Annotated in this window: 24 protein-coding genes; 12 read left to right on the top strand and 12 right to left on the bottom strand. The window is 69.0% G+C overall.

Going from position 1 to position 23,962, the window contains the following annotated elements:
* Positions 1–5: 5 nt before the first annotated feature.
* The 4 genes from fliI to fliF are packed head-to-tail and all read right to left on the bottom strand — an operon-like array spanning position 6 to position 4,950.
* Entirely contained in the window at positions 6–1,535 is a 1,530-nt protein-coding gene (gene fliI, locus EX20_RS00795; protein WP_034192475.1) for a flagellar protein export ATPase FliI, read from the bottom strand.
* Positions 1,529–2,209, bottom strand: coding sequence for a flagellar assembly protein FliH (fliH, locus tag EX20_RS00800; RefSeq protein WP_011886304.1), 681 nt, complete (start codon positions 2,207–2,209; stop codon positions 1,529–1,531). The genes fliI and fliH overlap by 7 nt, the downstream gene beginning before the upstream one ends.
* The gene (fliG, locus tag EX20_RS00805) at positions 2,202–3,197 is read right to left on the bottom strand and encodes a flagellar motor switch protein FliG (protein WP_011886303.1); all 996 of its coding nucleotides are present in this window, start codon (positions 3,195–3,197) and stop codon (positions 2,202–2,204) included. The genes fliH and fliG overlap by 8 nt, the downstream gene beginning before the upstream one ends.
* A complete protein-coding gene (gene fliF / locus EX20_RS00810) occupies positions 3,187–4,950 on the bottom strand; it encodes a flagellar basal-body MS-ring/collar protein FliF (protein WP_034192476.1) in 1,764 nt (587 codons plus the stop codon). Before fliF ends, fliG begins: the two co-directional genes overlap by 11 nt.
* A 248-nt stretch (positions 4,951–5,198) precedes the next feature.
* Between fliF and fliE the strand changes: the two genes are divergently transcribed.
* From fliE to EX20_RS00840, 6 genes are all read left to right on the top strand, one after another.
* A complete protein-coding gene (gene fliE / locus EX20_RS00815) occupies positions 5,199–5,543 on the top strand; it encodes a flagellar hook-basal body complex protein FliE (protein ID WP_011886301.1) in 345 nt (114 codons plus the stop codon).
* A gap of 133 nt (positions 5,544–5,676) precedes the next feature.
* Positions 5,677–6,111: a flagellar export chaperone FliS gene (gene fliS, locus EX20_RS00820; RefSeq protein ID WP_011886300.1), complete on the top strand. Its 435-nt coding sequence runs from the start codon at positions 5,677–5,679 to the stop codon at positions 6,109–6,111.
* Positions 6,108–6,440, top strand: coding sequence for a flagellar protein FliT (locus EX20_RS00825; RefSeq protein WP_011886299.1), 333 nt, complete (start codon positions 6,108–6,110; stop codon positions 6,438–6,440). Before fliS ends, EX20_RS00825 begins: the two co-directional genes overlap by 4 nt.
* Before the next feature lie 82 nt (positions 6,441–6,522).
* The gene (locus tag EX20_RS00830; protein ID WP_034192477.1) at positions 6,523–7,911 is read left to right on the top strand and encodes a flagellar hook-length control protein FliK; all 1,389 of its coding nucleotides are present in this window, start codon (positions 6,523–6,525) and stop codon (positions 7,909–7,911) included.
* Positions 7,908–8,231 carry an EscU/YscU/HrcU family type III secretion system export apparatus switch protein gene (locus EX20_RS00835; RefSeq protein WP_014723834.1) on the top strand — a complete coding sequence of 108 codons (324 nt, stop codon included), beginning with the start codon at positions 7,908–7,910 and terminating at the stop codon, positions 8,229–8,231. The genes EX20_RS00830 and EX20_RS00835 overlap by 4 nt, the downstream gene beginning before the upstream one ends.
* Positions 8,232–8,518: 287 nt before the next feature.
* Entirely contained in the window at positions 8,519–9,253 is a 735-nt protein-coding gene (locus tag EX20_RS00840) for a PepSY-associated TM helix domain-containing protein (RefSeq protein ID WP_034192478.1), read from the top strand.
* A gap of 58 nt (positions 9,254–9,311) precedes the next feature.
* Here EX20_RS00840 and EX20_RS00845 read toward each other — a convergent pair whose 3' ends face one another.
* The 4 genes from EX20_RS00845 to rqpS form a co-directional block, all read right to left on the bottom strand.
* Complete coding sequence (locus tag EX20_RS00845) at positions 9,312–10,337, bottom strand: XdhC family protein (protein WP_014723832.1); 1,026 nt, start codon at positions 10,335–10,337, stop codon at positions 9,312–9,314.
* 319 nt (positions 10,338–10,656) lie between these two features.
* Positions 10,657–12,063, bottom strand: coding sequence for an amino acid permease (locus EX20_RS00850; RefSeq protein ID WP_011886294.1), 1,407 nt, complete (start codon positions 12,061–12,063; stop codon positions 10,657–10,659).
* Positions 12,064–12,364: 301 nt separating this feature from the next.
* Positions 12,365–13,021 carry a response regulator transcription factor RqpR gene (gene rqpR / locus EX20_RS00855; protein ID WP_011886293.1) on the bottom strand — a complete coding sequence of 219 codons (657 nt, stop codon included), beginning with the start codon at positions 13,019–13,021 and terminating at the stop codon, positions 12,365–12,367.
* 7 nt (positions 13,022–13,028) lie between these two features.
* Positions 13,029–13,844: a quorum system sensor histidine kinase RqpS gene (gene rqpS, locus EX20_RS00860; protein ID WP_034192479.1), complete on the bottom strand. Its 816-nt coding sequence runs from the start codon at positions 13,842–13,844 to the stop codon at positions 13,029–13,031.
* On the opposite strand from rqpS, the gene EX20_RS32410 reads away from it, so the two are divergent.
* Positions 13,828–14,091: a hypothetical protein gene (locus EX20_RS32410; RefSeq protein WP_131753889.1), complete on the top strand. Its 264-nt coding sequence runs from the start codon at positions 13,828–13,830 to the stop codon at positions 14,089–14,091. The genes rqpS and EX20_RS32410 overlap by 17 nt on opposite strands.
* A 169-nt stretch (positions 14,092–14,260) precedes the next feature.
* Here EX20_RS32410 and EX20_RS00865 read toward each other — a convergent pair whose 3' ends face one another.
* The 4 genes from EX20_RS00865 to EX20_RS00880 form a co-directional block, all read right to left on the bottom strand.
* Complete coding sequence (locus EX20_RS00865; protein WP_011886291.1) at positions 14,261–15,031, bottom strand: ferredoxin--NADP reductase; 771 nt, start codon at positions 15,029–15,031, stop codon at positions 14,261–14,263.
* Positions 15,032–15,320: 289 nt separating this feature from the next.
* On the bottom strand, positions 15,321–16,136 hold the full coding sequence (locus tag EX20_RS00870; RefSeq protein ID WP_011886290.1) for an endonuclease/exonuclease/phosphatase family protein: 816 nt from the start codon (positions 16,134–16,136) through the stop codon (positions 15,321–15,323).
* A 5-nt stretch (positions 16,137–16,141) separates the two neighbouring features.
* Positions 16,142–16,630, bottom strand: a complete 489-nt coding sequence (locus EX20_RS00875; RefSeq protein ID WP_034192480.1) for a hypothetical protein — start codon at positions 16,628–16,630, stop codon at positions 16,142–16,144.
* A 145-nt stretch (positions 16,631–16,775) separates the two neighbouring features.
* A complete protein-coding gene (locus EX20_RS00880; protein WP_034192481.1) occupies positions 16,776–17,504 on the bottom strand; it encodes a nitroreductase in 729 nt (242 codons plus the stop codon).
* Positions 17,505–17,740: 236 nt separating this feature from the next.
* Between EX20_RS00880 and EX20_RS00885 the strand changes: the two genes are divergently transcribed.
* The 5 genes from EX20_RS00885 to EX20_RS00905 all read left to right on the top strand — a co-directional run bounded on the left by EX20_RS00885 (position 17,741) and on the right by EX20_RS00905 (position 23,910).
* Positions 17,741–18,721 (top strand): AAA family ATPase, encoded by a 981-nt coding sequence (locus tag EX20_RS00885; protein ID WP_011886287.1) that lies wholly within the window; start codon positions 17,741–17,743, stop codon positions 18,719–18,721.
* Between the two features lie 109 nt (positions 18,722–18,830).
* A complete protein-coding gene (locus tag EX20_RS00890) occupies positions 18,831–19,940 on the top strand; it encodes an NAD(P)/FAD-dependent oxidoreductase (RefSeq protein WP_011886286.1) in 1,110 nt (369 codons plus the stop codon).
* 184 nt (positions 19,941–20,124) lie between these two features.
* Positions 20,125–20,436 (top strand): high-potential iron-sulfur protein, encoded by a 312-nt coding sequence (locus EX20_RS00895; RefSeq protein ID WP_011886285.1) that lies wholly within the window; start codon positions 20,125–20,127, stop codon positions 20,434–20,436.
* Between the two features lie 194 nt (positions 20,437–20,630).
* Positions 20,631–21,938 carry an MFS transporter gene (locus EX20_RS00900; RefSeq protein ID WP_034192482.1) on the top strand — a complete coding sequence of 436 codons (1,308 nt, stop codon included), beginning with the start codon at positions 20,631–20,633 and terminating at the stop codon, positions 21,936–21,938.
* Positions 21,939–22,281: 343 nt separating this feature from the next.
* A complete protein-coding gene (locus EX20_RS00905; protein ID WP_034192483.1) occupies positions 22,282–23,910 on the top strand; it encodes an ABC transporter substrate-binding protein in 1,629 nt (542 codons plus the stop codon).
* Positions 23,911–23,962 lie beyond the last annotated feature (52 nt).

Below are 23,962 nucleotides of genomic sequence, written 5' to 3' on the forward strand. Positions count from 1 at the left end.
CGGCGTCAGCCTCCGTATTCGTCGAACAGCGCATCGAGCGCGGCGAGGCTCGATGCGAACGGCGCGCATTCGCGAAAGCCCTGCTGCAGGAACGCTTCGATGCGCGGGTAGAGCGCGATCGCGCGGTCGAGCTGCGCGTCGCGGCCCGGTGCATAGGCGCCCACCGCGATCAGGTCGCGATTGCGCTGGTAGCGCGACAGCATCTGCTTGAACTGCCGCACGCGGTCGAGATGCCCTTCGTCGATCAGCGCGGTCATCGCGCGGCTGATCGACGCCTCGATGTCGATCGCCGGATAGTGGCCGGCCTCGGCGAGCGAGCGCGACAGCACGATATGGCCGTCGAGGATCGCGCGCGCGGAGTCGGCGATCGGGTCCTGCTGGTCGTCGCCTTCGGTCAGCACCGTGTAGAACGCGGTGATCGAGCCGCCGCCTTCCGGCCCGTTGCCGGTGCGCTCGACGAGCGCGGGCAGCTTCGCGAACACCGACGGCGGATAGCCCTTGGTCGCGGGCGGCTCGCCGATCGCCAGCGCGATCTCGCGCTGCGCCATCGCGTAGCGCGTCAGCGAATCCATCAGCAGCAGCACGTGCTTGCCCTGGTCGCGGAAATATTCGGCGAGCGAGGTCGCATAGGCGGCGCCCTGCATCCGCAGCAGCGGCGACACGTCGGCCGGCGCCGCGACGACGACCGAGCGCGCGAGGCCGTCCTCGCCGAGGATCTGCTCGATGAATTCCTTCACTTCGCGGCCGCGTTCGCCGATCAGCCCGATCACGATCACTTCCGCGCTCGTGTAGCGCGCCATCGTGCCGAGCAGCACCGACTTGCCGACGCCGGAACCCGCGAACAGGCCCATGCGCTGCCCGCGGCCGACGGTGAGCAGGCCGTTGATCGCGCGTACGCCGACGTCGAGCACGTGATGAATCGGTTCGCGATCGAGCGGGTTGATCGACGGCGCGGACAGCGGCGCGTCGACCTTCGCCGCGAGCGGGCCGAGGCCGTCGAGCGGGCGGCCCGACGCGTCGACGACGCGCCCGAGCATTTCCCAGCCGACCGGCAGCCGTTTCGCGCCCGCGAGCGGATCGGCAACGGGGGCGGCTTCGAGCGGCCACACGCGCGCGCCGGGCAACACGCCGGCCACGTCGGTGGTCGGCATCAGGAACAGGCGCTCGCCGGAGAAGCCGACGACTTCCGCTTGCGCGTACGGCAGCGTGCTGCCGGGGGGCAGCTCGATCGTGCATTCGGCGCCGACCGACAGCCGCAGGCCGATCGCTTCGAGCACGAGCCCCGCCGCGCGCGTGAGGCGCCCGCAGGGCCGCAGCGGCAGCGCGCGCTGGCTGCGCGTCGCGAGCGTGTGCAGATGCGTGCGCCAATGTTCGAGGTGCGGATTGTGCGGCGCGTGCCGCGTGTCGGCCGGCGCGCTCGCGGCGGCGGGCTCTGCGCCCGGCGCGCCTTCTGGCCCGAACGACGCGAGCGCGAGTTCGCGCTCGAGCGGCGTCAAGCCGTCGTGCGCGAGCTGCTCGGGCGAGCGCGTCACCACGTGCTCACCTTGCCGATCGCGGCGGCGACGCGCTGCCAGCGGGTGGGCAGCGTCGCGTCGACCTCGCCGGTGGCGGCGTGCGCGCGGCAGCCGCCGCGTTCGATCGACGCGTCGGTGCGCACGCTCCAGCCGAGCGTGTCGAGATCGTCCTGCAGATAGGCTTCGACGACGGGCAGGTCGGCCGGATTCACGACGAGATGCGGGGCGCCGGACAGCGCCGGTTCGGCGGCGAGCACGTCGCGCACGGCCGCGACCAGCGCGGCGGGATCGTGCTTCACGTGCTGACGCACGACCTGCTGCGCGATGTCGAGCGCGAGCTGCGCGAGATCGGACGCGAGATCGTGCTCGGCCTGCGACACGGCCTCGCGAAACGATACGGCCAGCGCGGCAAGCTGCGCGGCCTGCTCGCGGGCTTCGGCCTGGCCGGCCGCATAGCCCTGCTCGCGGCCCTGCTCGAAGCCGGCCTGGTAGCCGCGCGCCTGGCCGTCGACGTGGCCGGCCGCGTGGCCTTCCGCATGGGCGGCGTCGCGCACGCGCTGCAGTTCCTCGGCGAGCGCGGCGGCCGCGGCGGCCGCGTCGTCGGGCGGCGGAGGCGGCGGGGGCGGGTCGAACGACGCCATCTCCCACCGCTGGTACGCGGTGAGCGTGGCGCGATCGCGCGCGGCATCAGACATATGCGTCTTCCGCCTTGCCGCCTAGCACGATCTGGCCGCTCTCGGCGAGGTTGCGCACGATCTGCAGGATGCGGCGCTGCTGCGTCTCGACTTCGGACACGCGCACCGGGCCGCGCGCGTCGAGATCCTCGGCGAGCAGCTCGGCTGCGCGCTGCGACATGTTCGCGAGGAACTTCTGGCGCAGCGCGGGCGGCGCGCCCTTCAGCGCGATGATCAGCGTCTCGGATTCGACTTCTTTCAGCACCATCTGGATCGCGCGATCCTCGAGGTCGAGCAGGTTCTCGAACACGAACATCTGGTCGACGATCTTCTGCGCGAGATCGGCGTCGTACTGGCGCACGTTTTCGAGCACGCCTTCCTCATGATGGCTCGTCATGAAGTTCAGGATCTCGGCCGCGGTGCGGATGCCGCCCATCGGGCTGCGCTTCAGGTTGTCGCTGCCGGACAGCAGGCCGGTCAGCACGTCGTCGAGCTCGCGCAGCGCGGCCGGCTGGATGCCGTCGAGCGTCGCGATCCGCAGCAGCACGTCGTTGCGCAGCCGTTCGGTGAAGCACGACGCGATTTCCGACGCCTGGTCGCGGTCGAGGTGCACGAGGATCGTCGCGATGATCTGCGGATGCTCGTTCTTGATCAGCTCGGCGACGGCGGCCGAATCCATCCACTTCAGGCCTTCGATGCCGCTCGTGTCGCTGCCCTGCAGGATCCGGTCGATCAGCACGCCGGCCTTGTCCTCGCCGAGCGCCTTGGTCAGCACCGAGCGGATGTAGTCGCCGGAATCGAGCGACAGCGCGGTGTGCTGCTCCGCTTCGCGCGCGAACTCCTGCAGCACTTCCTCGACCTGCTCGCGCGTGACGTTCTTCAGCGCGGCCATCGCGGCGCCGATCTTCTGCACCTCGCGCGGCGCGAGGAACTTGAATACTTCAGCGGCCTCTTCCTCGCCGATCGACATCAGCAGGAGCGCGCTCTTGTTCAGGCCTTCAGCGTTCATCGGACACCCAGTTCTTCACGACGGTGGCGACGATCTTCGGATCCTGGCGGGCGATCGTGCGCGCGTAGTCGAGGTTGCGTTCGTAGCGGTTCTTCTCGTTCTCGAAGCCGAGCAGCATCGGATCGGGCTCGGCGGCCGCCTCCGGCGCGGGCAGGCCGTCGAGCACGACCGTGTCCTCCGGCGCCGCGAGCGCCGGCGCGGGCGGCTCGGGCGGCGGGAACGCGCGGCGCATCGCCGGGCGCACGAACATGAAGTAGAGCGCCGCCGCGGCCGCCGCGATGCCGAGCCACTTCGCGGCTTCCTTCGCCATCTCGATCATGTCCGGCTGGCGCCACCACGGCAGGTCGGCGTACGGGTCGTTCGCGGTCGAGAACGCGCTGTTCACGACGTTCACCGAGTCGCCGCGCTTCTCGTCGTAGCCCATCGCGTCCTTCACGAGCTGCTCGATCTGCGCGAGCTTCGCGGGCGGCAGCGGCTGCATCGTCACGTGGCCCTTCGCGTCGGCCACCGGCTGATAGTTGACGACCACCGCGACCGACAGCCGCTTCACGCTGCCCATCGGTTGCTCGACGTGGCGGATCGTCTTGTCGAGCTCGTAGTTGGTCGTCTGGTCCTTGCGGTCGCTCACCGGCGTCGACTGCGGCCCGCTCTGGCCGTTGCCCGCGACGATCGGCGCGGACGCCGGTTGCGGCGGCGTGTTCGACAGCGCGCCCGGCACGCCCGACGCGCCGCCCTGCGCGAGTTCGGTCGCGCTGCTGGTCTGCTGGCTGCGGATCGCGGCCTGCTGCGGCGTGCCGTTCGGGCCGTAGCTTTCCGAGGTCTGTTCGAGCTTCGAGAAGTCGATGTCCGCGCTGACCTGCGAGCGCGCGTTGCCGGTGCCGAAGATCGGCGCGAGGATCGAATCGATGCGCTTCTGCGTGTTGCGCTCGACCTGCTGCACGTACTTGAGCTGGCTCGCGTCGAGGCCGGACGCCGAGGCCGGCTGCGTCAGCAGGTTGCCGTCCTGGTCGACGATCGTCACGTTCTTCGCCGGCATGTCGGGCACGCCCGACGACACCATCCGCGTGATCGCCTGCACCTGGCCCTCGTCGAGCACGCGGCCGGGGTAGAGGTCGATGAACACCGACGCGCTCGGTGCTTCCTTGTCGCGCACGAACACCGACGGCTTCGGGATCGCGAGATGCACGCGCGCGCCGCGCACGGCGTTGATCGATTCGATCGTGCGCTGCAGCTCGCCTTCGAGCGCGCGCTGGTAGTTCACCTGCTCGGCGAACTGGCTGATGCCGAATTTCTGGTTGTCCATCAGCTCGAAGCCGACCGAGCCGCCCTTCGGCAGGCCCATCGCCGCGAGCTTCAGCCGCGTTTCGTGCACCTGGTTCGACGGCACCAGGATCGCGCCGCCGGCGTCGGCGAACTTGTAGGGAACGTTTGCCTGCTGGAGCGCGGCGATGATCGCGCCGCCGTCACGGTCGGACAGGTTGCTGTAGAGCACGCGATAGTCGGGCGTGCGGCTCCACAGCACGAGGGCGGTAATCGCGGCGATCGCAAACGCGACGGCGATCAGGAACGGCAGCTTCGGGTTGCCCTTCATCCGTGCGATGCCCGGAATCCGTTCCGCGAAGCCGCCGAACCCGAAGTCAGCGCCGGCAGCGCCCGCGCCCGGCAACGCGGCGGCCGCGGTTGCGCCTGGCACCGGGCCGGCGAGGCCCGTGCGAGCGTCGGGGTTGATCAGCGAGTTGGCCTGCGAATCCATGCGAGGAGTTTCTCCGGAGCGGGACGACTGAGCCGCTCAGGCGAGCGGACGGACAATGACACGATGCGATTATCGGGACCGGAGCGCGACTCCGATCGCCCGAAAAGAGCCGGGTTTCCCCCGTACTTTCTCGGCTTTGGCGCGGGCCGCGCTGCTATCCTTTTTCGCTATCCGGCATGGTGCGCATGGTGCGGCGCCGGCGGGTCGCCCGGGACGTCCGGGTCTCTTCTCTTGTGTCTGGGGACAGCATGGTTGCCAACGTCAGCGGAATCGGGTCGGTATTGCAACAAATGCAGGCGATGGCCGCGCAGGCGAACGGCGGCGTGGCCAGCCCGGCGGCGGCGCTCGCCGGCTCGGGCGCGGCCACGGCGGGGACCTTCGCGAGCGCGATGAAGGCGTCGCTCGACAAGATCAGCGGCGACCAGCAACATGCGCTCGGCGAGGCCCGCGCGTTCGAGGTCGGCGCGGCGAACGTGTCGCTGAACGACGTGATGGTCGACATGCAGAAGGCCAACATCGGCTTCCAGTTCGGCCTCCAGGTCCGCAACAAGCTGGTGAGCGCTTACAACGAGGTCATGCAGATGTCGGTGTGACGTCCCGCGGGCGGGGCGGCCGCGTGCGCGCCTAAAGGTTTTCAATTCCCTTCCGATAACTCCGGAACAGGGCCGCGTCGTGCGATGCAGGGCGGCGGCTACCGCATAGCCAACGCATCACAAGGAGAAGCGCATGTTTTCGCCAGGGCACGCTGGAGCCAGCGCATACGCGCGCGTCGGCGTCGAGACGGGCGTGATGGGCGCGTCGCCGCACCGGCTGATCGCGATGCTGTATCAGGGCGCCCGCCAGGCGATCGCACTGGGGCGCATGCATTTGCAGCAGGGCAACGTGGCCGCTCGCGGCGAAGCGATCGGCAAAGCCATCTCGATCGTCGAGAGCGGGCTGCAGGCGTCGCTGAACCGCGACGTCGGCGGCGAGATCGCCGCGCGGCTCGACGCGCTGTACACCTACATGGGCCGCCGGCTGCTGCAGGCCAACGCGCAGGGCAGCGACGCGATGCTGGTCGAGGTCGACGGGCTGCTCGCCACGCTCGAGGAAGCGTGGACGGGCATTGCGCCCGAAGTCGCCCGGATGGCCGCGCAGCAGGCTGCGGATGCGGCCAGATGAACGGCAAGGCCCAATACTTCGCTAGCTACGAGGCGCTCGCGGCCGTGTCCGGCCAGATGCTGAGCGCTGCGCGCGCTGCCGACTGGAGCGTGTTGCCGGCGCTGCAGGTGGAGTTCCTGCGCCTCGTCGACGAGTTGAAGGAGGCCGCACCGGGCGTTGCGCTCGACGAGCCCGAGCGGGGCCGCAAGCTCGAATTGATTCGCCGCATCCTGGCCGACGACGCCGCGATCCGCGATCTTGCCAGCCCGGACATGGCCCGGCTGTCGGGGCTGTTCGAGGCGCGCCGCTCGAGCCGCGTATTGACCGATCTGTATCGCGCGCGCGGGTAAGGCCCGTTTGCCGGGGCGGCGCTTGCCGCGGGCCCCGATTCCGGATTTGCAACGAAGTGGCTGAGGTGAGCAGGCTCCGATCATGACCGGTATCGACCCCGTTGCGGCCGCCTTGCTGACGAGCCGCATCGACAGCCTGCTGACCACCGTGACGGCGCCCGCCGGCAGCGGCGCCGCGCAGGTCGGCACGCCGGGCGCCGGCGTGGCGTCGGCGGCGCCTGCGCTCGCGCAGCCGGCCGCGCCGCCCGCTTCGGCCCAGACCGCGCTGTCCGACGTCGCGCTGGTGCTCGATGCGATCTCGCGTTCGGGCGGTGTCGCGACGCCCGCGATCGCCGGGCGCGCACCGCTGCTGGCCGATCCGACCGTGCTGCTGAATGCGCTGACTGCGTCGCCCGACGGCGCGCAGCCGGGCGTGGCCGCTGCGGCGGCGTCTGCGCCTGCTTCGTCTTCTTCTCCTTCTTCTTCAACGCCATCGGCCGCGACCGCCGCGAACGCCGCCGCGGCCGTGCGCGATACGCCCGCCGCGCCGCCCACGGCGGCGCTGCGCGCGGCGCTCGCGCAGGCCGTGAGCGAAAGCGGCCTGTTCTACGAATCGCATCTCGCGCAGTGGCTTGCCGGCCAGCGTCCGCTCGCCGCGCTGATGCGCGAACCGCAGGCGCGGCTCGCGACGGTGCCGGTGCAGACGGCCGCCGACGCCGCGCAGCACGACGCACCCGACCCGCTCGACGAACTGCTCGCGCAGCGCGCGCCGCTGCCGGCTGCGTCGCGCACCGCCTTGCCGGCGGGCGCGTCGGCGACGGGCAGCGCCGCGCCGCATGCATCGATGCCGAACGCGTCGGCGGCCGCGCGCGGTGGTGCGCCGGGCGCGGCCGGCATGGCCGATCCGCTCGGCGAACTGCCCGACGCGCACTGGGCGACACCCGCGCGCGCCGCGCTGGCCGCCGCGTCGGCCGATCCGCAGGCGCAGCCGCAGTCGTCGGCGGCCGTGCATCCGGCGGCCGTCGCGATCGTGCGGCAGCAGCTCGATGCCCTCGCGACCGACCAGTTCCGCTGGACCGGCGAAGCATGGCCGGGCGCGCGGCTCGACTGGACGATCGAGCCGAACGACCCGGGCGGCCGTGCGCCGCGCGGCGGCGACGGCGACGCGGGCGACGGCATCGCGTGGCGCACGCGGCTCACGTTGACGCTGCCGTCGCTCGGCACCGTCGACGCCGAACTGGTGCTGAACGGCGCGCAACTGGTCGCGCGCCTGCGCGCGAATTCGGCCGGTGCGGGCCGGCTGACGCGTAACGAGGCCGCGCTGCGGCAGCGCTTCGAAGGCTCGGGGCTGCGGCTCGGCGGCCTGTCGATCCGCGCGGTCGGCGACGCGCCGGACGGCTTCGACGCGTTCGTCGCGCAGGCCGCCGCCGCCGCGTATGCGCGGGGCGGCGCGGGCGGCACGCCGGACGTCGACGAAACGGTGCCGCGATGAGCATGGGTTCCCGCAAGCGCGCGGCCGCGCTGGTCTACGATCCGAAGGGCGGGGACGCCGCGCCGCGCGTCGTCGCGAAGGGCTACGGGCTGGTCGCCGACATGATCGTCGAGCGCGCGCGCGATGCCGGCCTGTACGTGCATACCGCGCCGGAGATGGTGTCGCTGCTGATGCAGGTCGACCTCGACGACCGGATTCCGCCGCAGCTTTACCAGGCCGTCGCCGATCTGCTTGCCTGGCTGTACGCGCTCGATCGCGCCGAGCCGGAGCGTGAGCCGGACGGCGCCGCGCACTTTCCGCTGCCGGCACTGCGACGCTGAGCGTCGCGCGGGTTCGCTCGTTCGTTTCGTTGCTTGCCTGCGCTGTTGCGTCGGTGTCGGCTGGCGCGGGCTTTCTTCCCGTATCTCGCCGTAAATCTGCCCGATCAGCCGCCGATCGGTGGGCATTCCCGTCTATTCGCTCCTCGTTCCGCGCGCGCCGTGCGATGCAGACGGATTGAGCTGCATCCCGCTTTATGTAATGATATCCATTCTCATTATCATATTGACCGGGCGGCGCACGTTCCACGTGGCGCCGCTCGTCGTGTCGAACGAATGGAAGCTATTGCGTGAACGCGCCTGAAACGATCGCCCCGCCGCGGGCCGACCAGCCCGCCGCGGGCGTCACCGTGCTGCGACCGGCCGTGCGTCCGGCGAGCGACGCCGAGCTGGCGGCGCGCCGCCGCCGTTCGCGCCGCGCGACCTTCATCAAGTGGCTGCGCAAGGTGCACGGCTGGGTCGGACTGTGGGGCGCGGTGCTCGGCCTGCTGTTCGGCGTGACGGGCGTGCTGCTCAACCATCGCGCGGCGCCGTTGAAGATTTCCACCGGCGAGCCGCAGGTCGAGCAGCTGCAGCTCGCGCTGCCGGATCCGGCGCCGCGCTCGCCCGCGGCGATGACCCGCTGGCTGCAGCAGGAACTGCACTTCGAAGGCCGGCCGGGCCGTGTACGCAAGGAGCCGGCGCAGGCGGTCGCGTGGGGCGACCGGCGCGTGATGCAGCCGGAGCACTGGCAGATCGGCGTGTTCGGACCGCACCAGAACGTGCAGGCCGACTACTGGGTCGGCAACGGCTACGTGTCGGTCAAGCGCACCGGCAATACGTTCGTCGGCACGTTGAGCAGCCTGCACCGCGGCGTCGGCATGGGCATCGGCTGGGTGTTGCTGATGGACACGATCGCCGGTTCGCTGATCCTGCTGTCGCTGACGGGCGTGCTGCTGTGGACCGAGCTGAACAAGCGCCGCACGGTCGGCGTCGTGCTGGTGGCCGGCTCGGTTGCCGCGGCGCTCGCCGCGGGATTCGCGTAAGGCGACCGGATCGACGCTGCAGCGCGTGCGCGCACACCGCCCATCGCGCCCGCCGGCGTCACGACCCGCAGGTCGCGCCGCTGCTCGCCGCGAGTTCGCGCGCGGCCTTCGCGCCTTCCACCTGCAGGATCGTCGGCAGCGATACGTTGTTCTTCGCGGCCGTCACCTCAGCGAGGATCGAGATCGCGATTTCCGGCGGCGTGCGGCTGCCGATGTAGATGCCGGCCGGCCCGTGCAGCCGCGCAAGCTCGGCCTCGCTCAGATCGAATTCGCGCAGCCGCTCGCGCCGCGCCGCATTGTTGCGGCGCGAGCCGAGCGCGCCCACGTAGAACGCGGGCGTCTTCAGCGCCTCCATCAGCGCGAGATCGTCGAGCTTCGGGTCGTGCGTGAGCGCGATCACGGCGGAGCGCGCGTCGAGCTTCATGTCGAGCACCGTGTCGTCTGGCATCGTCCGCACGACCCGCGTGCCCGGCACGTCCCATCCATCCGTGTATTCGTCGCGCGGATCGCAGACCGTCACCTGATAGTCGAGCCCCGCCGCGATCTGGCACAGGTAGCGCGACAACTGCCCCGCGCCGATCACGAGGATCCGGTAGCGCGGCCCGTGGATCGTCACGAGCCGTTCGCCGTCGAACGCGAGCGCGTCGGCGGCTTGCGCCGGCGACAGCGACGCGTGGCCGGTCGCGAGCGTCATCGTGCGCGTGACGAGGCGGCCGGCCTCGACCTGTGCGCACAGCTCGGCGATCCCGCTGTCGCGCGTGAGCGGCTCGAGCACCAGCTGGATCGTGCCGCCGCACGGCAAGCCGAAGCGATGCGCTTCTTCGGCGGTGACGCCGTACTTCACCGCCTCCGGCCGCGCGTCGGCCGCGATGCCCGCGGCATGAACGCGCGCGATCAGATCGTCCTCGATGCATCCGCCGGACACCGAGCCGACCACCAGCCCGTCTTCGCGCACCGCGAGCATCGCCCCCTCGGGGCGGGGCGACGAGCCCCAGGTCTTCACGACCGTCACGAGCAGCACGCGGCGCCCGTCGGCGAGCCAGCGCGCGCTGGATTTCAGTACATCGAGATCGACGCTGTCCATGATGTTTTCCCGTTGCCGGACGGTCTGCGGCTCCCGACCGTCGTTCGATGGCGGGATTATGAACCGCACCGCGCGCGCGTGCTGCCAGCGTGCGCGTGTGGGGCGCAAATGGCGAGGATCGGGCAAGAGATCGGGACGATCAGGCAGCGCCGGCGCGCGGCAATGGCGCGGCGCGGTTGTGGCGGAAGCGGAGGCGGCAGGCGGAGGCGCTGCGCGCCGCACGGGGCAGGGCGGCCCGGCGCGGCGTTGCAGCCGCGCGCGCGGCGTCGGCGCGCGGCTGCACCTGCAATTTCACGTGCGAACGCACGTGCGCGTGGCGTCAGTGCGCGTCGTGCTGGCCGCGCGCGAGCTTCGAGTGGTGGCGCGAGTACAGGAAGTAGATCACGAGTCCGATCACGAGCCAGATGCCGAACGCGGCCCACGTGATGGGCTGCAGGTTCAGCATCAGGAACAGGCATGCGCCGACCGCGAGGATCGGCACCACCGGCACGCCGGGGCAGCGGAACGCGCGCGGCAGCTCGGGGTGCGTGCGGCGCAGCACCAGCACCGCGATCGACACCATCGAGAACGCCGCGAGCGTGCCGATGTTGATCAGCTCGGCGAGCACGTTCAGCGGCACGAGCGCCGCGATCAGCCCGAAGAACAGGCCGACCAGCCAGGTCGTCAGGAACGGCGTCGCGTAGCGCGGATGCACGCGCGACAGCATCGCCGGCAGCAGCCCGTCGCGCGACATCGCGAAGATGATCCGCGTCTGGCCGTAGCTCATCACGAGGATCACGGTCAGCATGCCGAGCACCGCGCCGAGGTCGATGAAGCCGGCCACCCACTTCTCGCCGGCGATCTGCAGCGCATACGAGATCGGGTGCGACACGTTCGCGTACTGCGCCGACGGCACGATGCCGGTCGCGACGGCTGCGACCGTCACGTACAGCACCGCGCACACGGCCAGCGACGCGATGATGCCGATCGGCAGGTCGCGCTTCGGGTTCTTCACTTCCTCGGCCGCCGACGACACCGCGTCGAAGCCGATGAACGCGAAGAACATCACGGCCGCCGCGCCGAACACGCCGTTCCAGCCGTGCGGCATGAACGGCTTCCAGTTCGCGGGCGTCACGTGGAACAGGCCGACGGCGATCACGAGCAGCACCACCGACACCTTGATGAACACCATGACGTTGTTGATGCGGGTCGATTCGCGGATGCCGATCGACAGCAGCGTCGTGATCACCAGCATCACCAGGAACGCGGGCAGGTTGAACCACGTGACGGTGCCGGGGATCGCGCCTGGCGCGGCGGTCAGCACGGTCGGCAGCGACAGCCCGAAGCCCTGCAGCAGCGACTGCAGGTAGCCCGACCAGCCGACCGACACGGCCGATGCCGCGAGGCCGTATTCGAGCATCAGGTCCCAGCCGATGATCCACGCGACCAGCTCGCCGAGCGTCGCGTACGAATAGGTGTAGATCGAGCCGGCGACCGGAATGGTCGACGCGAACTCGGCATACGACAGCGCCGCGAGGCCGCACGCGATCGCGGCGATCACGAACGACAGCATCAGCGCGGGGCCGGCCTGCACGGCGCCGGTGCCGGTCAGCACGAAGATGCCGGTGCCGATGATCGCGCCGATGCCGAGGAAGGTGAGATCGATGGCGCCGAGCGCTTTCTTGAGCCCGGCGGCGTGTGCGCCGGCGATCATGCGATCGACGTTTTTCTTGCGGAAGAGGGACATTGCGGGGTAGGTCTCCAGCGCGCGCGAACACGGCCGCGCCGACTGAGTGAAAAACCCGGAATTTTAGCCGATTTGGCGCAGAAGACCCGTTGCGGCGCAGCGGCGCGCTGCGAAATCGTCCGATAAAACAAGCGCTTGCGCGCTGCGCGGGCGGGGCGTCGCCGGTGTGGGGAAGGCCGCGGCGCGGGTCGAACCTGCGCCGAGCGGGTGAAGCGGGTAAAACGTTCGGCGTGCCCGAGATCCCGCGGAACGAAGCGAAGCGCCCGATGAAGCGCCCGCCAAGCGGCAGTCGCTCAGCTACTCAGCCGCCCGACGCGGGCGCCATGTCGACGAGCCGGTTGCTCATCACGTAGAACGTCAGCTCCGCGTTGTTCGACAGCCGCATCTTCTCGAGCAGCCGCGAGCGGTACACGCTCACCGTCTTCACCGACAGCGACAGCGTGTTCGCGATGTCGGTGAGGCGCTTGCCCGACGCGAGCATGCAGAGCGTCTGGTATTCGCGGTCGGACAGCTTCTCGTGCGGCAGCGGCTCGTTCTCGAACGACACGTATTCGGCGAGCGCCTCGGCCATCGCCGGGCTCACGTACTTGCGGCCGGCGGCGACCTGCTGGATCGCGCCGATCATCTGCGCGGCGTTCACCGTCTTCGACAGATAGCCGGCCGCGCCGGCTTTGAGCGCGCGCACCGCGTACTGATCCTCGCGGTACATCGAGAACATCAGCACGGGCGCGTTCGGCAGCTTGCGCTTGATGCGCTTGAGCACCTCGATGCCGTTCGTATCGGGCAACGAAATGTCGAGCAGGATCACGTCGAAGGTCTGGCGGTCGACGGCGGCCATCGCGTCGCTGCCGGTCTCGGCTTCGGTGACCTCGCGCGCGATGCCGCGATCGATCAGCAGGTGGCGGATCCCTTGCCGGACGATCGCATGATCGTCGACGAGCAGGATGTTCAAGCTCATGTCGACCTCACGAACGCGACGCGCGGCGCGCGACGGCGGGCACCGCGAACAGCGAATCCCATGCGAAGCGCGCGACCACGCGCGTGCCGCGGCCCGACGCCGGCTTGCCGGCGTCGAAGCTGCCGCCGAACGCTTCGCAGCGCGCGCGCATGCCGGCGAGGCCGTAGCCGACGCGCCGGCCTCGCGCGAAACCGCGACCGTCGTCGCTGACGATCAGGGCCAGATGGGTAGCGTCGGTGTCGATGCGCACGTCGGCGGACGTCGCGCGTGCATGCTTGGCGACGTTCGACAGCGCTTCCTGCGCGACGCGAAAGATCGCCAGCGCGCTCGCGCCCCCGAGCTGGGTGAGGCGGCCGTCGGCCGCGCACACGAAGCTGGTGCGCAGCCCGGTGCGGGCCGCATGGCTGTCGACCCACGTCGACAGCGCGCCGACCACGCCGCCATCGAGCGGCGGCGTGTCGCGTTCGTCGATCAGCCGGCGATTCGCGTCGGTCGCGGCGTCGAGCGCGCGCTGTGCGAGTTCGACCGCGCGCACGCAGCCTTCCGGCGCATCGGCCGGCAGCCAGGTCAGAACGTTGGCGAGCGCGAAACGCGCGGCGGTGAGTTCGGCGCCGAGCCCGTCGTGCAGCTCGCCGGCCAGATAGCGGCGGGCGGCTTCGTCGGCGGCCATCAATTGCGTGGACAGCGCCGCGATCCGTGCAGCAGATGCGTCGCGTTCGGGGAGAGTGTCAATCATCGGATCGGCAGCGGCGTCGCGGGGCGCGAACGGCTGCGACTGGAACGGGGCGTGAGCGCCGGAGGGCGCATTGAGCAACGTATCCATGATTCTCCCTGCTGTCAGAAGCGGTTCAGACACCGGCTGGCTGAGTGGCCCGATTGCCGTTTCCATGACGGTCGCCGCCAGAGAATCGCCCATCGCCGAAGTAACAAAAGTTACAACTCGTAACGTTTTTGTCCGACCCTTTCATGACCCTCCGAACAGCAACCGCTCGGGCCGCATCATATCTCAAAATTTTCGAAAAATTCATGACAGGCGGACATTTAAGGGTAAATGTGCACAATCGGCTTGAAGGTGTTGTAGGAAAAACACCGACGGGAAAATACCGGTTCCACCCGTATCGAAATGTAACTATTTCGGGATGAATAGTCTCAGTTTGTTACGAATTCGCCAAGTGGGGACAAAAAAAAACCGGAGCCAAAGCTCCGGTTTGTTGACCGCGGACAATTTCCGGGGACCGATCAGTCCACGAAGGCGCGCTCGATCACGTAGTGTCCGGGCGCGCTGTTCTTGCCCTCGACCAGGCCGGCCTGCTTCAGCAGGTCGGTGGTGTCCTTCAGCATCGCGGTGCTGCCGCACAGCATCACGCGGTCGTGTTCCGGCGAGAACGGCGCCACGCCGAGATCGGTGAACAGCTTGCCGGTCGCGATCAGATCGGTGATCCGGCCTTCGTTGTCGAACGCTTCGCGGGTGACCGTCGGGTAGTAGACGAGCTTTTCCTTGATGATGTCGCCCAGGTACTCGTGGCCCGGCAGGTCGTGCTTGATGTAGTCCATGTACGCCAGCTCGCCCTTCAGGCGGCAGGTGTGCGTCAGGATGACCTTGTCGAAGCGTTCGTAGATGTCCGGATCGCGAATGATCGACATGAACGGCGCGAGGCCCGTGCCCGTCGACAGCATCCACAGCGTCTTGCCCGGCAGCAGGTTGTCGGCGACCAGCGTGCCGGTCGGCTTCTTGCCGATCAGCACCGTGTCGCCCACCTTCAGATGCTGCAGGCGCGACGTCAGCGGGCCGTCCTGGACCTTGATGCTGAAGAACTCGAGGTGATCCTCGTAGTTCGGGCTGACGATCGAGTAAGCGCGCGCGAGCGGCTTGCCGTCGACCTCGAGGCCGACCATCGTGAATTCGCCGTTGTTGAAGCGCAGGCTCGGTTCGCGGCTGCAGGTGAAGCTGAAAAGCGTGTCGGTCCAGTGGTGGACGGATTGGACGGTGGCGGTGTCGTATTTGCTCATGGCTTTGAAAGCGGACGCGCGTCGCTAACGCGTGTAACGAGCCCAAAAACGGGCAAAAAAACCGAGTGCAGCGGCCCGATCGCGGATCGGCCGGCCGGCGCGTCGGACACGCGCCTTCTCGATGACAGACGTTTGAGTAACTCGGTATTTTACCCTGCTTGGGGCAGATGCGGGCTTGACCCGCGCGGCTGCGCGGATTTGGCGCAACGAATCATTTCATCCGGCTTGCGCCGGGCGGCCCCGCGCGCGGCGCTGCGCGCGGGCGCGCGCGTCACCGCGGTTACCGCCGTTACTGCGGATCGAGCCGCAGCCGCGCGATGTAGGGCAGGTGGTCGGACAGCCAGGCCGTCTCGCCGGACGGCGCCTGCCATTCGAGCGGCGTCAGCCCGCGCACGAACATCTTGTCGAGCGCGAGCGCCGGCGAGAATGCCGGGAACGTGCGGCCCGACTCGCCGAGCAGCGTCGCGACCTCGGACAGCCCGATCTCGCCGAACAGCGCCACCGAATCGTTGCGCCAGTCGTTGAAGTCGCCGGCCAGCACGAGCGGATCGTCGCCCGCGTTGCGCACGATCCAGTGCGCGATCCAGTGCATCTGGCGCAGCCGCGCGGCGCGCGTGAGCGCGAGGTGCGCGCACAGCAGCGTGACGGGCCGCGCGCCGGCGAGCGTCGCGCGCGCCACCAGCAGCCCGCGGCGCTCGAAGCGGTGCGCGGAGATGTCCCAGCGGCCGCCGAGATCGAGCGGATGCGGCGACAGGATCGCGTTGCCGTGCCGCCACGACGGTTTGAACACGTTCGGCCCGAGCGCGATCTGCCAGTCGAGCGCCTGCGCGATCTCGGTGGCCTGGCAGTGCCAGACGTCGTCGCCGGCCTCTTCCATCGGCGCGCCGAAGCCCGGTGCGAGCATCGGGCGCGGCATGCGGCGGGCCATCGCTTCCTGCAGGAAGTACACGTCGGCGTGCGTCGACTGCATCCAGTTGCGCATCGCGTTCCACGCGGTGAAGCCGAGCGGCGAGCGGCCCTTGTGCAGGTTCCAGCTGACCGCGGTGATTTCGTCGGGCGCCGCGTGCGGTTCGGCGAACGGCAGGGATAGTGCGTCTGCGGACATGGCGTTCAGTCCCTGGCGACGTGCCCACGCACGCGATAGACGAGATGCGGATGCTGGTCGACGAGCGTCCAGTCGGTCCATGCCTCGCCGCCGACCGCGAGCCCCGGATGACTCGCGGCGATCTGCCGCGGCGACGCGGGCACGCACGGATCGCCGCGCGGCGTGTCGTCGTCGTCGAGGGTCTCCTGCACGTCGAGCGCGAGCGAGACGGTGTGCGCGGCGTCGTCGACGGACAGCGGCGCGACCGTGACCGCGCGCGAGCGCTCGGTCGGCACGACGCGCGCGGCATTGCCGCAGCCGACGGGCACGGCGGACGGATAGCGATGGGTATCGGTGCGGGTTTGACCGACGGTGGTGCGCTGCTGGAACGTGTCGATGGTCTGACCGTCGCGCACCACCTGGATCTCCCATGCGACGACGGCCGGTGCGGGGCTTTGCGCATGGGCCGCGAGCGCGCAGCTCGCGAGCAGGACGGCCAGGCCGTGCTTCAGCATGAAACTTCTCCGGAAAACGCGGGTAGCGTGGAACGGACGCACATCTTACGCCCGATCGATCGGCGCGGTCGCGCGAGCGAATGCACCGTCCGGGGGCGCAGCACGATCCGGTCCTGATCGAAAGGTAGGTGCGGGCCGCGTGTTTTCAAGCGAAAAAGCGGGTGAACTCGGCGACGCTCGCACGCTCGGTGACGAGACGGTTCTCGATCGCGTGCGGGTCCGCGTGGCCGAGCGACATTCCGCAGACGAGCTGCTCGTTGGCCGGTATCCCGAGGTGCTCGGCGACGATCCGGTGAAACGGCACGAACGCGGCCTGCGGGCAGGTGTCGAGACCGCGTGCGCGCGCGGCCGTCATCACGGCCTGCACGAACATCCCGCAGTCGAGCCACGCGCCGAGCGCCATCACGCGATCGAGCGTGAAGAACAGCGCGACCGGCGCATCGAAGAAGCGGAAATTGCGCGCGTGCTGCGCATGCATGCGCGCCTTGTCGTCGCGGCCGATGTTCAACAGGCCGTACAGGTCCCAGCCGACCTTGCGGCGCCGGTCGACGTACGGCGACACCCATTCGCGCGGGTAGTAGTCGTACTCGGCGACGTATTTCTCGTCGCGCGCCGGATCGTCGTACGCGGCGGTGAGCGCCGCCGCGAGCGCGTCGCGCGTCGCGCCGGTCGCGACGTATACGCGCCACGGCTGGATGTTGGTGCCGGACGGCGCGCGGCTCGCGGCTTCGAGGATCGCCTCGAGCGTGTCGCGCGGCACCGGGGTCGGCAGGAACGCGCGTATCGCGCGGCGTGACTTGAGCGCGGCATCGACCGCGTCCACTGTGCGGAGCGCGTCGGCGTCGACGCGCGAGGCGGCATCGGGACAGGACATCGGCAACCCTTCGGAACGAAACGCGCCGCGTCGTGCGGGCGCGATGCGTGAGGACGGCGAGGACGGCGAGGCGGCCCGTGAACCGTCGATCATACGCCGCGGCGCGCGCCGCTGCAGCGTGCGCGCGTGTTAGCAGCAGAGCGCGGCGGCTGCTTGCTTGCGCGCCGACGCGGGATCGTTACACTGAAATCGTCGGGGTCCGATGGCCGGGCGACGGCAGCACGAGCGAGGTTGGTATGACGACGGCGATGGTGAAACAGGAACTGGCGGTGGCGTCCTTCAGCACGGTGTACGACCTCGAGCAGGTCGAGACCGCGCTGAACGATCTGAACGAGAGCGCGAGCGATGCGCTGCGCGCGACCTACGAGCGGATGCTCAAGACCGGCAATCTGCGCTTTTGCGTGAAGCCGAACCGGATGCCGTCGTTCGACGCGCTCGGCGAAGCGCTGCCCAATTTCACCGAGCCGCTCGACGACATGCGCAAGCAGGTCGCGCTGTGTCTCGAGACGGACGACCGGCTCGAGCTGATGCCGATCCTGCTGCTCGGCCCGCCGGGGATCGGCAAGACCCATTTCGCGAAGGCGCTCGCGCAGCTGCTCGGCACCGCGTATCACTACGTGCCGATGAGTTCGCTGACGGCCGGGTGGATTCTGTCGGGCGCGTCGTCGCAATGGAAGAACGCGAAGCCGGGGAAGGTGTTCGATGCGCTCGTCAACGGCAGCTACGCGAACCCGGTGATCGCCGTCGACGAGATCGACAAGGCCGGCAGCGACGCGCAGTACGATCCGCTCGGCGCGCTGTACGCCTTGCTCGAGCACGACACCGCGCGCGCGTTCGTCGACGAATTCGCCGAGGTGCCGATCAACGCGGGCAACGTGATCTGGATCGCGACCGCGAACGACGCGCATGCGATTCCCGAGCCGCTGCTGAACCGGATGAACGTGTACGAGATCGCGCCGCCCGACGCGGCCGGCGCGCGCCGCATCGCGCAGACGATCTACGACGAGATCCGCACGTCGCATGGATGGGGACGGCGCTTTCCCGAGACGCTCGATGCCGACGCGCTCGACGTGCTCGCGGCGACGCCGCCGCGCACGATGCGCCGCGCGCTGCTGCATGCGTTCGGCGCCGCGCGGCTCGACGGGCGCGACGTGATCGCGCCGGCGGACATCCGCGCCGACGAGGGCGCCGCGAAGCGCAGGCCGATCGGCTTCTGAGTCGGCGGCGGCGCGCGGCCGGCCACGACGTGTGCGCGGCCGGCACGCGCGCGAACCGGGACGTACAATCGCCGTGTGTTCCCTCGACGCGTGAGCGACGCGAAATGCCATGGAGCAGACGGATTGTGTGGTGATCGGCGCGGGTGTCGTCGGTCTGGCGATCGCGCGCGAGCTTGCCGCGCGCGGCCGCGAGACGATCGTGCTCGAAGCGGCCGATGCGATCGGCACGGGCATCAGTTCGCGCAACAGCGAGGTGATCCACGCGGGGCTCTACTATCCGCGCGGCTCGCTGAAGGCGACCTCATGCGTGCACGGGCGCGATCTCCTGTATCGATTCTGCGAGACGCATCACGTGCCGCACCGGCGCGTGGGCAAGCTGCTGGTCGCGACGAGCGCCGCGCAGGTGAAGCAGCTGAAGGCGATCGCGGCCCGCGCGGCGGAAAACGGCGTGCTCGACCTGTTGCCGCTCACGCGCGCCGAAGCGCAGACGCTCGAACCGGCGCTCGAATGCGTGGAAGCGCTGTTCTCGCCCGAGACCGGCATCGTCGACAGCCATCAGCTGATGCTCGCGCTGCTCGGCGACGCGCAGCGCGACGCCGCGACGTGCGCGTTGCAATCGCCGGTCGAGTCGATCGACGTGTTGCGCGGCGGGCGCTTCGTCGTTCGCACCGGCGGCGCTGCGCCGACCGAAATCGAGGCCGCGTGCGTCGTCAACAGCGCGGGGCTCGGCGCGCAGGCGCTCGCGCGCCGCACGCGCGGGCTCGACCCGCGCTGGGTGCCGCCGCTCTACCTCGCGCGCGGCCACTACTTCAGCCTCGCCGCGCGCGCGCCGTTCTCGCACCTCGTCTATCCGATGCCCGATCGCGCCGGGCTCGGCATCCACTTGACGCTCGACCTGGCCGGACAGGCGCGTTTCGGCCCCGACGTCGAATGGGTCGACGCATTGCGCTACGACGTCGATCCGGCGCGCGCGCAGGGGTTCTACGCATCGATCCGCGCATACTGGCCCGGCCTGCCCGACGGCGCGCTGCAGCCCGCGTACGCCGGAATCCGGCCGAAGCTCGCCGGGCCCGGCGAGCCGCCGGCCGACTTCGTCGTGCAGGGGCCGGCGCAGCATGGCGTGCGCGGGCTCGTCAATCTGTTCGGCATCGAGTCGCCGGGGCTGACCGCGGCGCTCGCGCTCGCGCAGCGCGTCGGCGACATCGCGTCGCGCACCTGACGCGCACCTCACGCGCACCTCACGCGTAGCGTCCGCGCGCGGGCCGCCCGACGCGGCTTCGCTGCGCCTGCGAAATCCGTTATCTCCGGCATTTCGGCGCGCACATTTGTTCGCCGCGCGGTTATTCTGTCGAGCGGCCGTCGCCAGAACGGCTTTCAAACCGATAACGTTGGAGCGAGTCCCCATGAAAGCAACCCGTCGGAGTTTCCTGATCACGAGCATCGGCGCCGTGTCCGCGCTTGCGCTGTCGCGCGAAGCGCTGGCCGATGCGCCGATGCTGTCGGAAACCGATCCGACCGCGGTGGCGCTCGGCTACAAGTCCGATGCCACCAAGGTCGACAAGGCGAAGTATCCGAAATACGCGGCGGGCCAGGATTGCGCGGCCTGCATGCTGTATCAGGGCAAGAAGGGCTCCGCGTCGGGCCCGTGCGGTGCGTTCCCCGGCAAGCAGGTGTCGGCGAAGGGCTGGTGCAGCGCATTCTCGAAGATGGGCTGACGTCGGTGGCGGCATCGTGCGATGCCGCAATGTGGCGAAAACCGCAAAACGCCCGCCATCATCCGATGGCGGGCGTTTTTATGCTTGAAATCGGTTTCTTCGCTTTCTACACTCGCTGCACACCAGCGCGCCGCGAACGCTCCCGTGCGATCCGCGACCGCCCGACACGGCGAATTCACGAGGACGAGGCACGCATGGCGACGATTGCGAATTCAACCAAGACGGTCCGGCCCGAGCGTGCGCTGAACCGGCGCGCGGTCGCGGCGGCCGTGATCGGCAACGCGCTCGAGTGGTACGACTTCACCGTGTTCGGCCTGATGACGGTCGTGATCGCCGAGCTGTTCTTCCCGACTTCCAGTGAATACGCGTCGCTGCTGCTGACGACCGCGACGTTCGGCGTCGCGTTCTTCATGCGCCCGGTCGGCGGCATCGTGCTCGGGCTGTACGCGGACCGCGCGGGCCGCAAGGCCGCGCTGTCGCTGGTGATGCTGCTGATGACGGCCGGCATCTTCCTGCTCGCCGCCGCGCCGCCGTATGCGGCGATCGGCATCGGCGGCCCGCTGCTGATCGTGCTCGGCCGCCTGTTGCAGGGCTTCTCGGCCGGCGGCGAATTCGGCAGCGCGACCGCGCTGCTGATCGAAGCCGCGCCGTTCTCGAAACGCGGCTTCTACGGCAGCTGGCAGATGGCGAGCCAGGCGGCCGCGCTGCTGATCGGCGCGCTGGTGGGCGCGGCCGTCACGCGCGGGCTGTCGCACGACGCGCTGCACAGCTGGGGCTGGCGCGTGCCGTTCGTCCTCGGGCTCGTGATCGGGCCGATCGGTTTCTATATCCGCCGTCATCTCGACGATTCCGAAGCATTCCTGCATGCCCAGCAGAGCGCGCGCCGCGCGACGCTCGGCGAAGTCTTCACGCGCCATCCGCGCGAGGTGCTGTGCGGGCTCGGCTCGGTGATCGCGCTCACCGTGACCATCTACGTGCTGATCATCTATCTGCCGACCTTCGCGGTGAAGCAGCTGAAGCTGCCCTATGCTCAGTCGTTCTACGCAGTGATCATCGGCAACCTGCTGCTGATGGTGCTGTCGCCGATCGCCGGCGCATGGTCCGATCGCATCGGTCGCAAAGGGCTGTCGCTGTGGTCGCTCGTGCTGACGCTCGCGTTGATGTATCCGCTGTTCGTGTGGCTCGACGGGGCGCCGAGCATCGGCCGGCTGATCGTCGTGCACGCGGTGCTGGCGGTCACGCTCGCGGGCTACTACGGGCCGTTCGGCGCGATGATCGCCGAACTGTTTCCCGCCAACGTGCGCTCGACCGGGCTGTCGATCGCATACAACATCGCGGTGATGCTGTTCGGCGGCTTCGGCCAGTTCATCGTCACGTGGCTCATCAAGACGACCGGCTCGCCGCTCGCGCCGACCTACTACGTGATGGCCGGGCTCGCGCTGTCGATCGTCGCGGTCGCATTCGTCCCCGCGCGCAGCGCCGACCTCGACGCACCCGCCTGACGATGCGCTGCAACACGCGCACCGGCGCCGTTCCGGGCGTGCAGCCATGCGCGCGCGGAGCGCAACGAGCGCGATGAGCACGATGCGCATGACTTCGACGTGACGGCCCGTCCGCGCACGCAGCCGAATTGTTTAGTTGTAGAAGGAAACAGGCGCACGATTGGCGCATCCGCCGCTCGCGCATGCGGCGCGACCGTTCCGCGCCCGCGCTACCCCGGCAAAAAGCCGCGCGCACGCAACTAAAAGAGTTTTTTCTCCAGCTTGTTGCGCAATCCATAGCTCAAGTAATATCCGCGTACCCGGCCCATGGGGACCGGTTCCGATCTGGAGACCTGGAGGAAACATGGAATACAACCGTCTGTTGCACAGCCTGCGTGTTACCGCCATTGCAGGCGTGGCAGCAGCATCGCTCGGCGTCGCGGGTTCTGCCTTCGCGCAGATTCCGAACAAGACGCTCGTCTACTGCTCAGAAGGCAGCCCGGCGGGTTTCGATTCCGCGCAATTCACCACCGGCGTCGATTTCACCGCCGCCACGTTCACCGTGTACAACCGTCTCGTCGAATTCGAGCGCGGCGGCACCAAGGTCGAGCCGGGCCTCGCGGAGAAGTGGGACGTGTCGTCCGACGGCAAGGTGTACACGTTCCACCTGCGTCACGGCGTGAAGTTCCACACGACCGACTTCTTCAAGCCGACGCGCGAGTTCAACGCGGACGACGTCGTGTTCACGTTCGAGCGCATGCTCGATCCGAACCAGCCGTTCCGCAAGGCGTACCCGGTGTCGTTCCCGTACTTCACCGACATGGGCCTCGACAAGCTCGTCACGAAGGTCGAGAAGGTCGATCCGTACACCGTGAAGTTCACGCTCGCCGAGCCGAACGCGCCGTTCATCCAGAACATGGCGATGGAATTCGCGTCGATCCTGTCGGCCGAATACGCGGATCAGCTGATGAAGGCCGGCCGCGCCGCCGACATCAACCAGAAGCCGATCGGCACCGGTCCGTTCATCTTCCGCAGCTACACGAAGGACGCGACGATCCGTTTCGATGGCAATCCAGACTATTGGAAGAAGGGCGCGGTGAAGCTGTCGAAGCTGATCTTCTCGATCACGCCGGATCCGGGCGTGCGCGTGCAGAAGATCAAGCGCAACGAATGCCAGGTGATGAGCTATCCGCGTCCGGCCGACATCGCGACGCTGAAGGCCGACTCGGGCATCGACATGCCGTCGCAGCCGGGCTTCAACCTCGGCTACCTGGCATACAACGTCGAGCACAAGCCGGTCGACAAGCTCGAAGTGCGTCAGGCGCTCGACATGGCGATCAACAAGAAGGCGATCCTCGAATCGGTCTACCAGGGCGCCGGCCAGGCCGCGTCCGCACCGGTGCCGCCGACCCAATGGTCGTATGACAAGAACCTGAAGATGGCCGCCTACGACACCGCGAAGGCGAAGGCGCTGCTCGCCAAGGCAGGCTTCCCGAACGGTTTCGAGATCACGCTGTGGGCGATGCCGGTGCAGCGCGCGTACAACCCGAACGCGCGGCTGATGGCCGAGATGATCCAGGCCGACTGGGCGAAGATCGGCGTGAAGGCGAAGATCGTCACCTACGAATGGGGCGAGTACATCAAGCGCGCGCACGCGGGTGAGCAGGACACGATGCTGATCGGCTGGACCGGCGACAACGGCGACCCGGACAACTGGCTCGGCACGCTGCTCGGCTGCGAGGCGATCAAGGGCAACAACTTCTCGCACTGGTGCTACAAGCCGTTCGACGAGCTGGTGCAGAAGGGCCGCACGACGACGGGCCAGGACGCGCGCACGAAGATCTACATGCAGGCGCAGCAGATCTTCGCGCAACAGCTGCCGTTCTCGCCGATCGCGAACTCGACGGTCTACCAGCCGGTGCGCAAGAACGTGGTCGACATGCGGATCGAACCGCTCGGCTACGCGCGCTTCGACGGAGTCGGCGTGAAGTAATACGGCCCGTATAAGCTGTCCAGAAGACCGAGACCGGCTCATACCTCATCCG

It is taken from the genome of Burkholderia sp. WP42 (assembly GCF_000745665.1).
GTDB classification, from domain to species: domain Bacteria; phylum Pseudomonadota; class Gammaproteobacteria; order Burkholderiales; family Burkholderiaceae; genus Burkholderia; species Burkholderia vietnamiensis.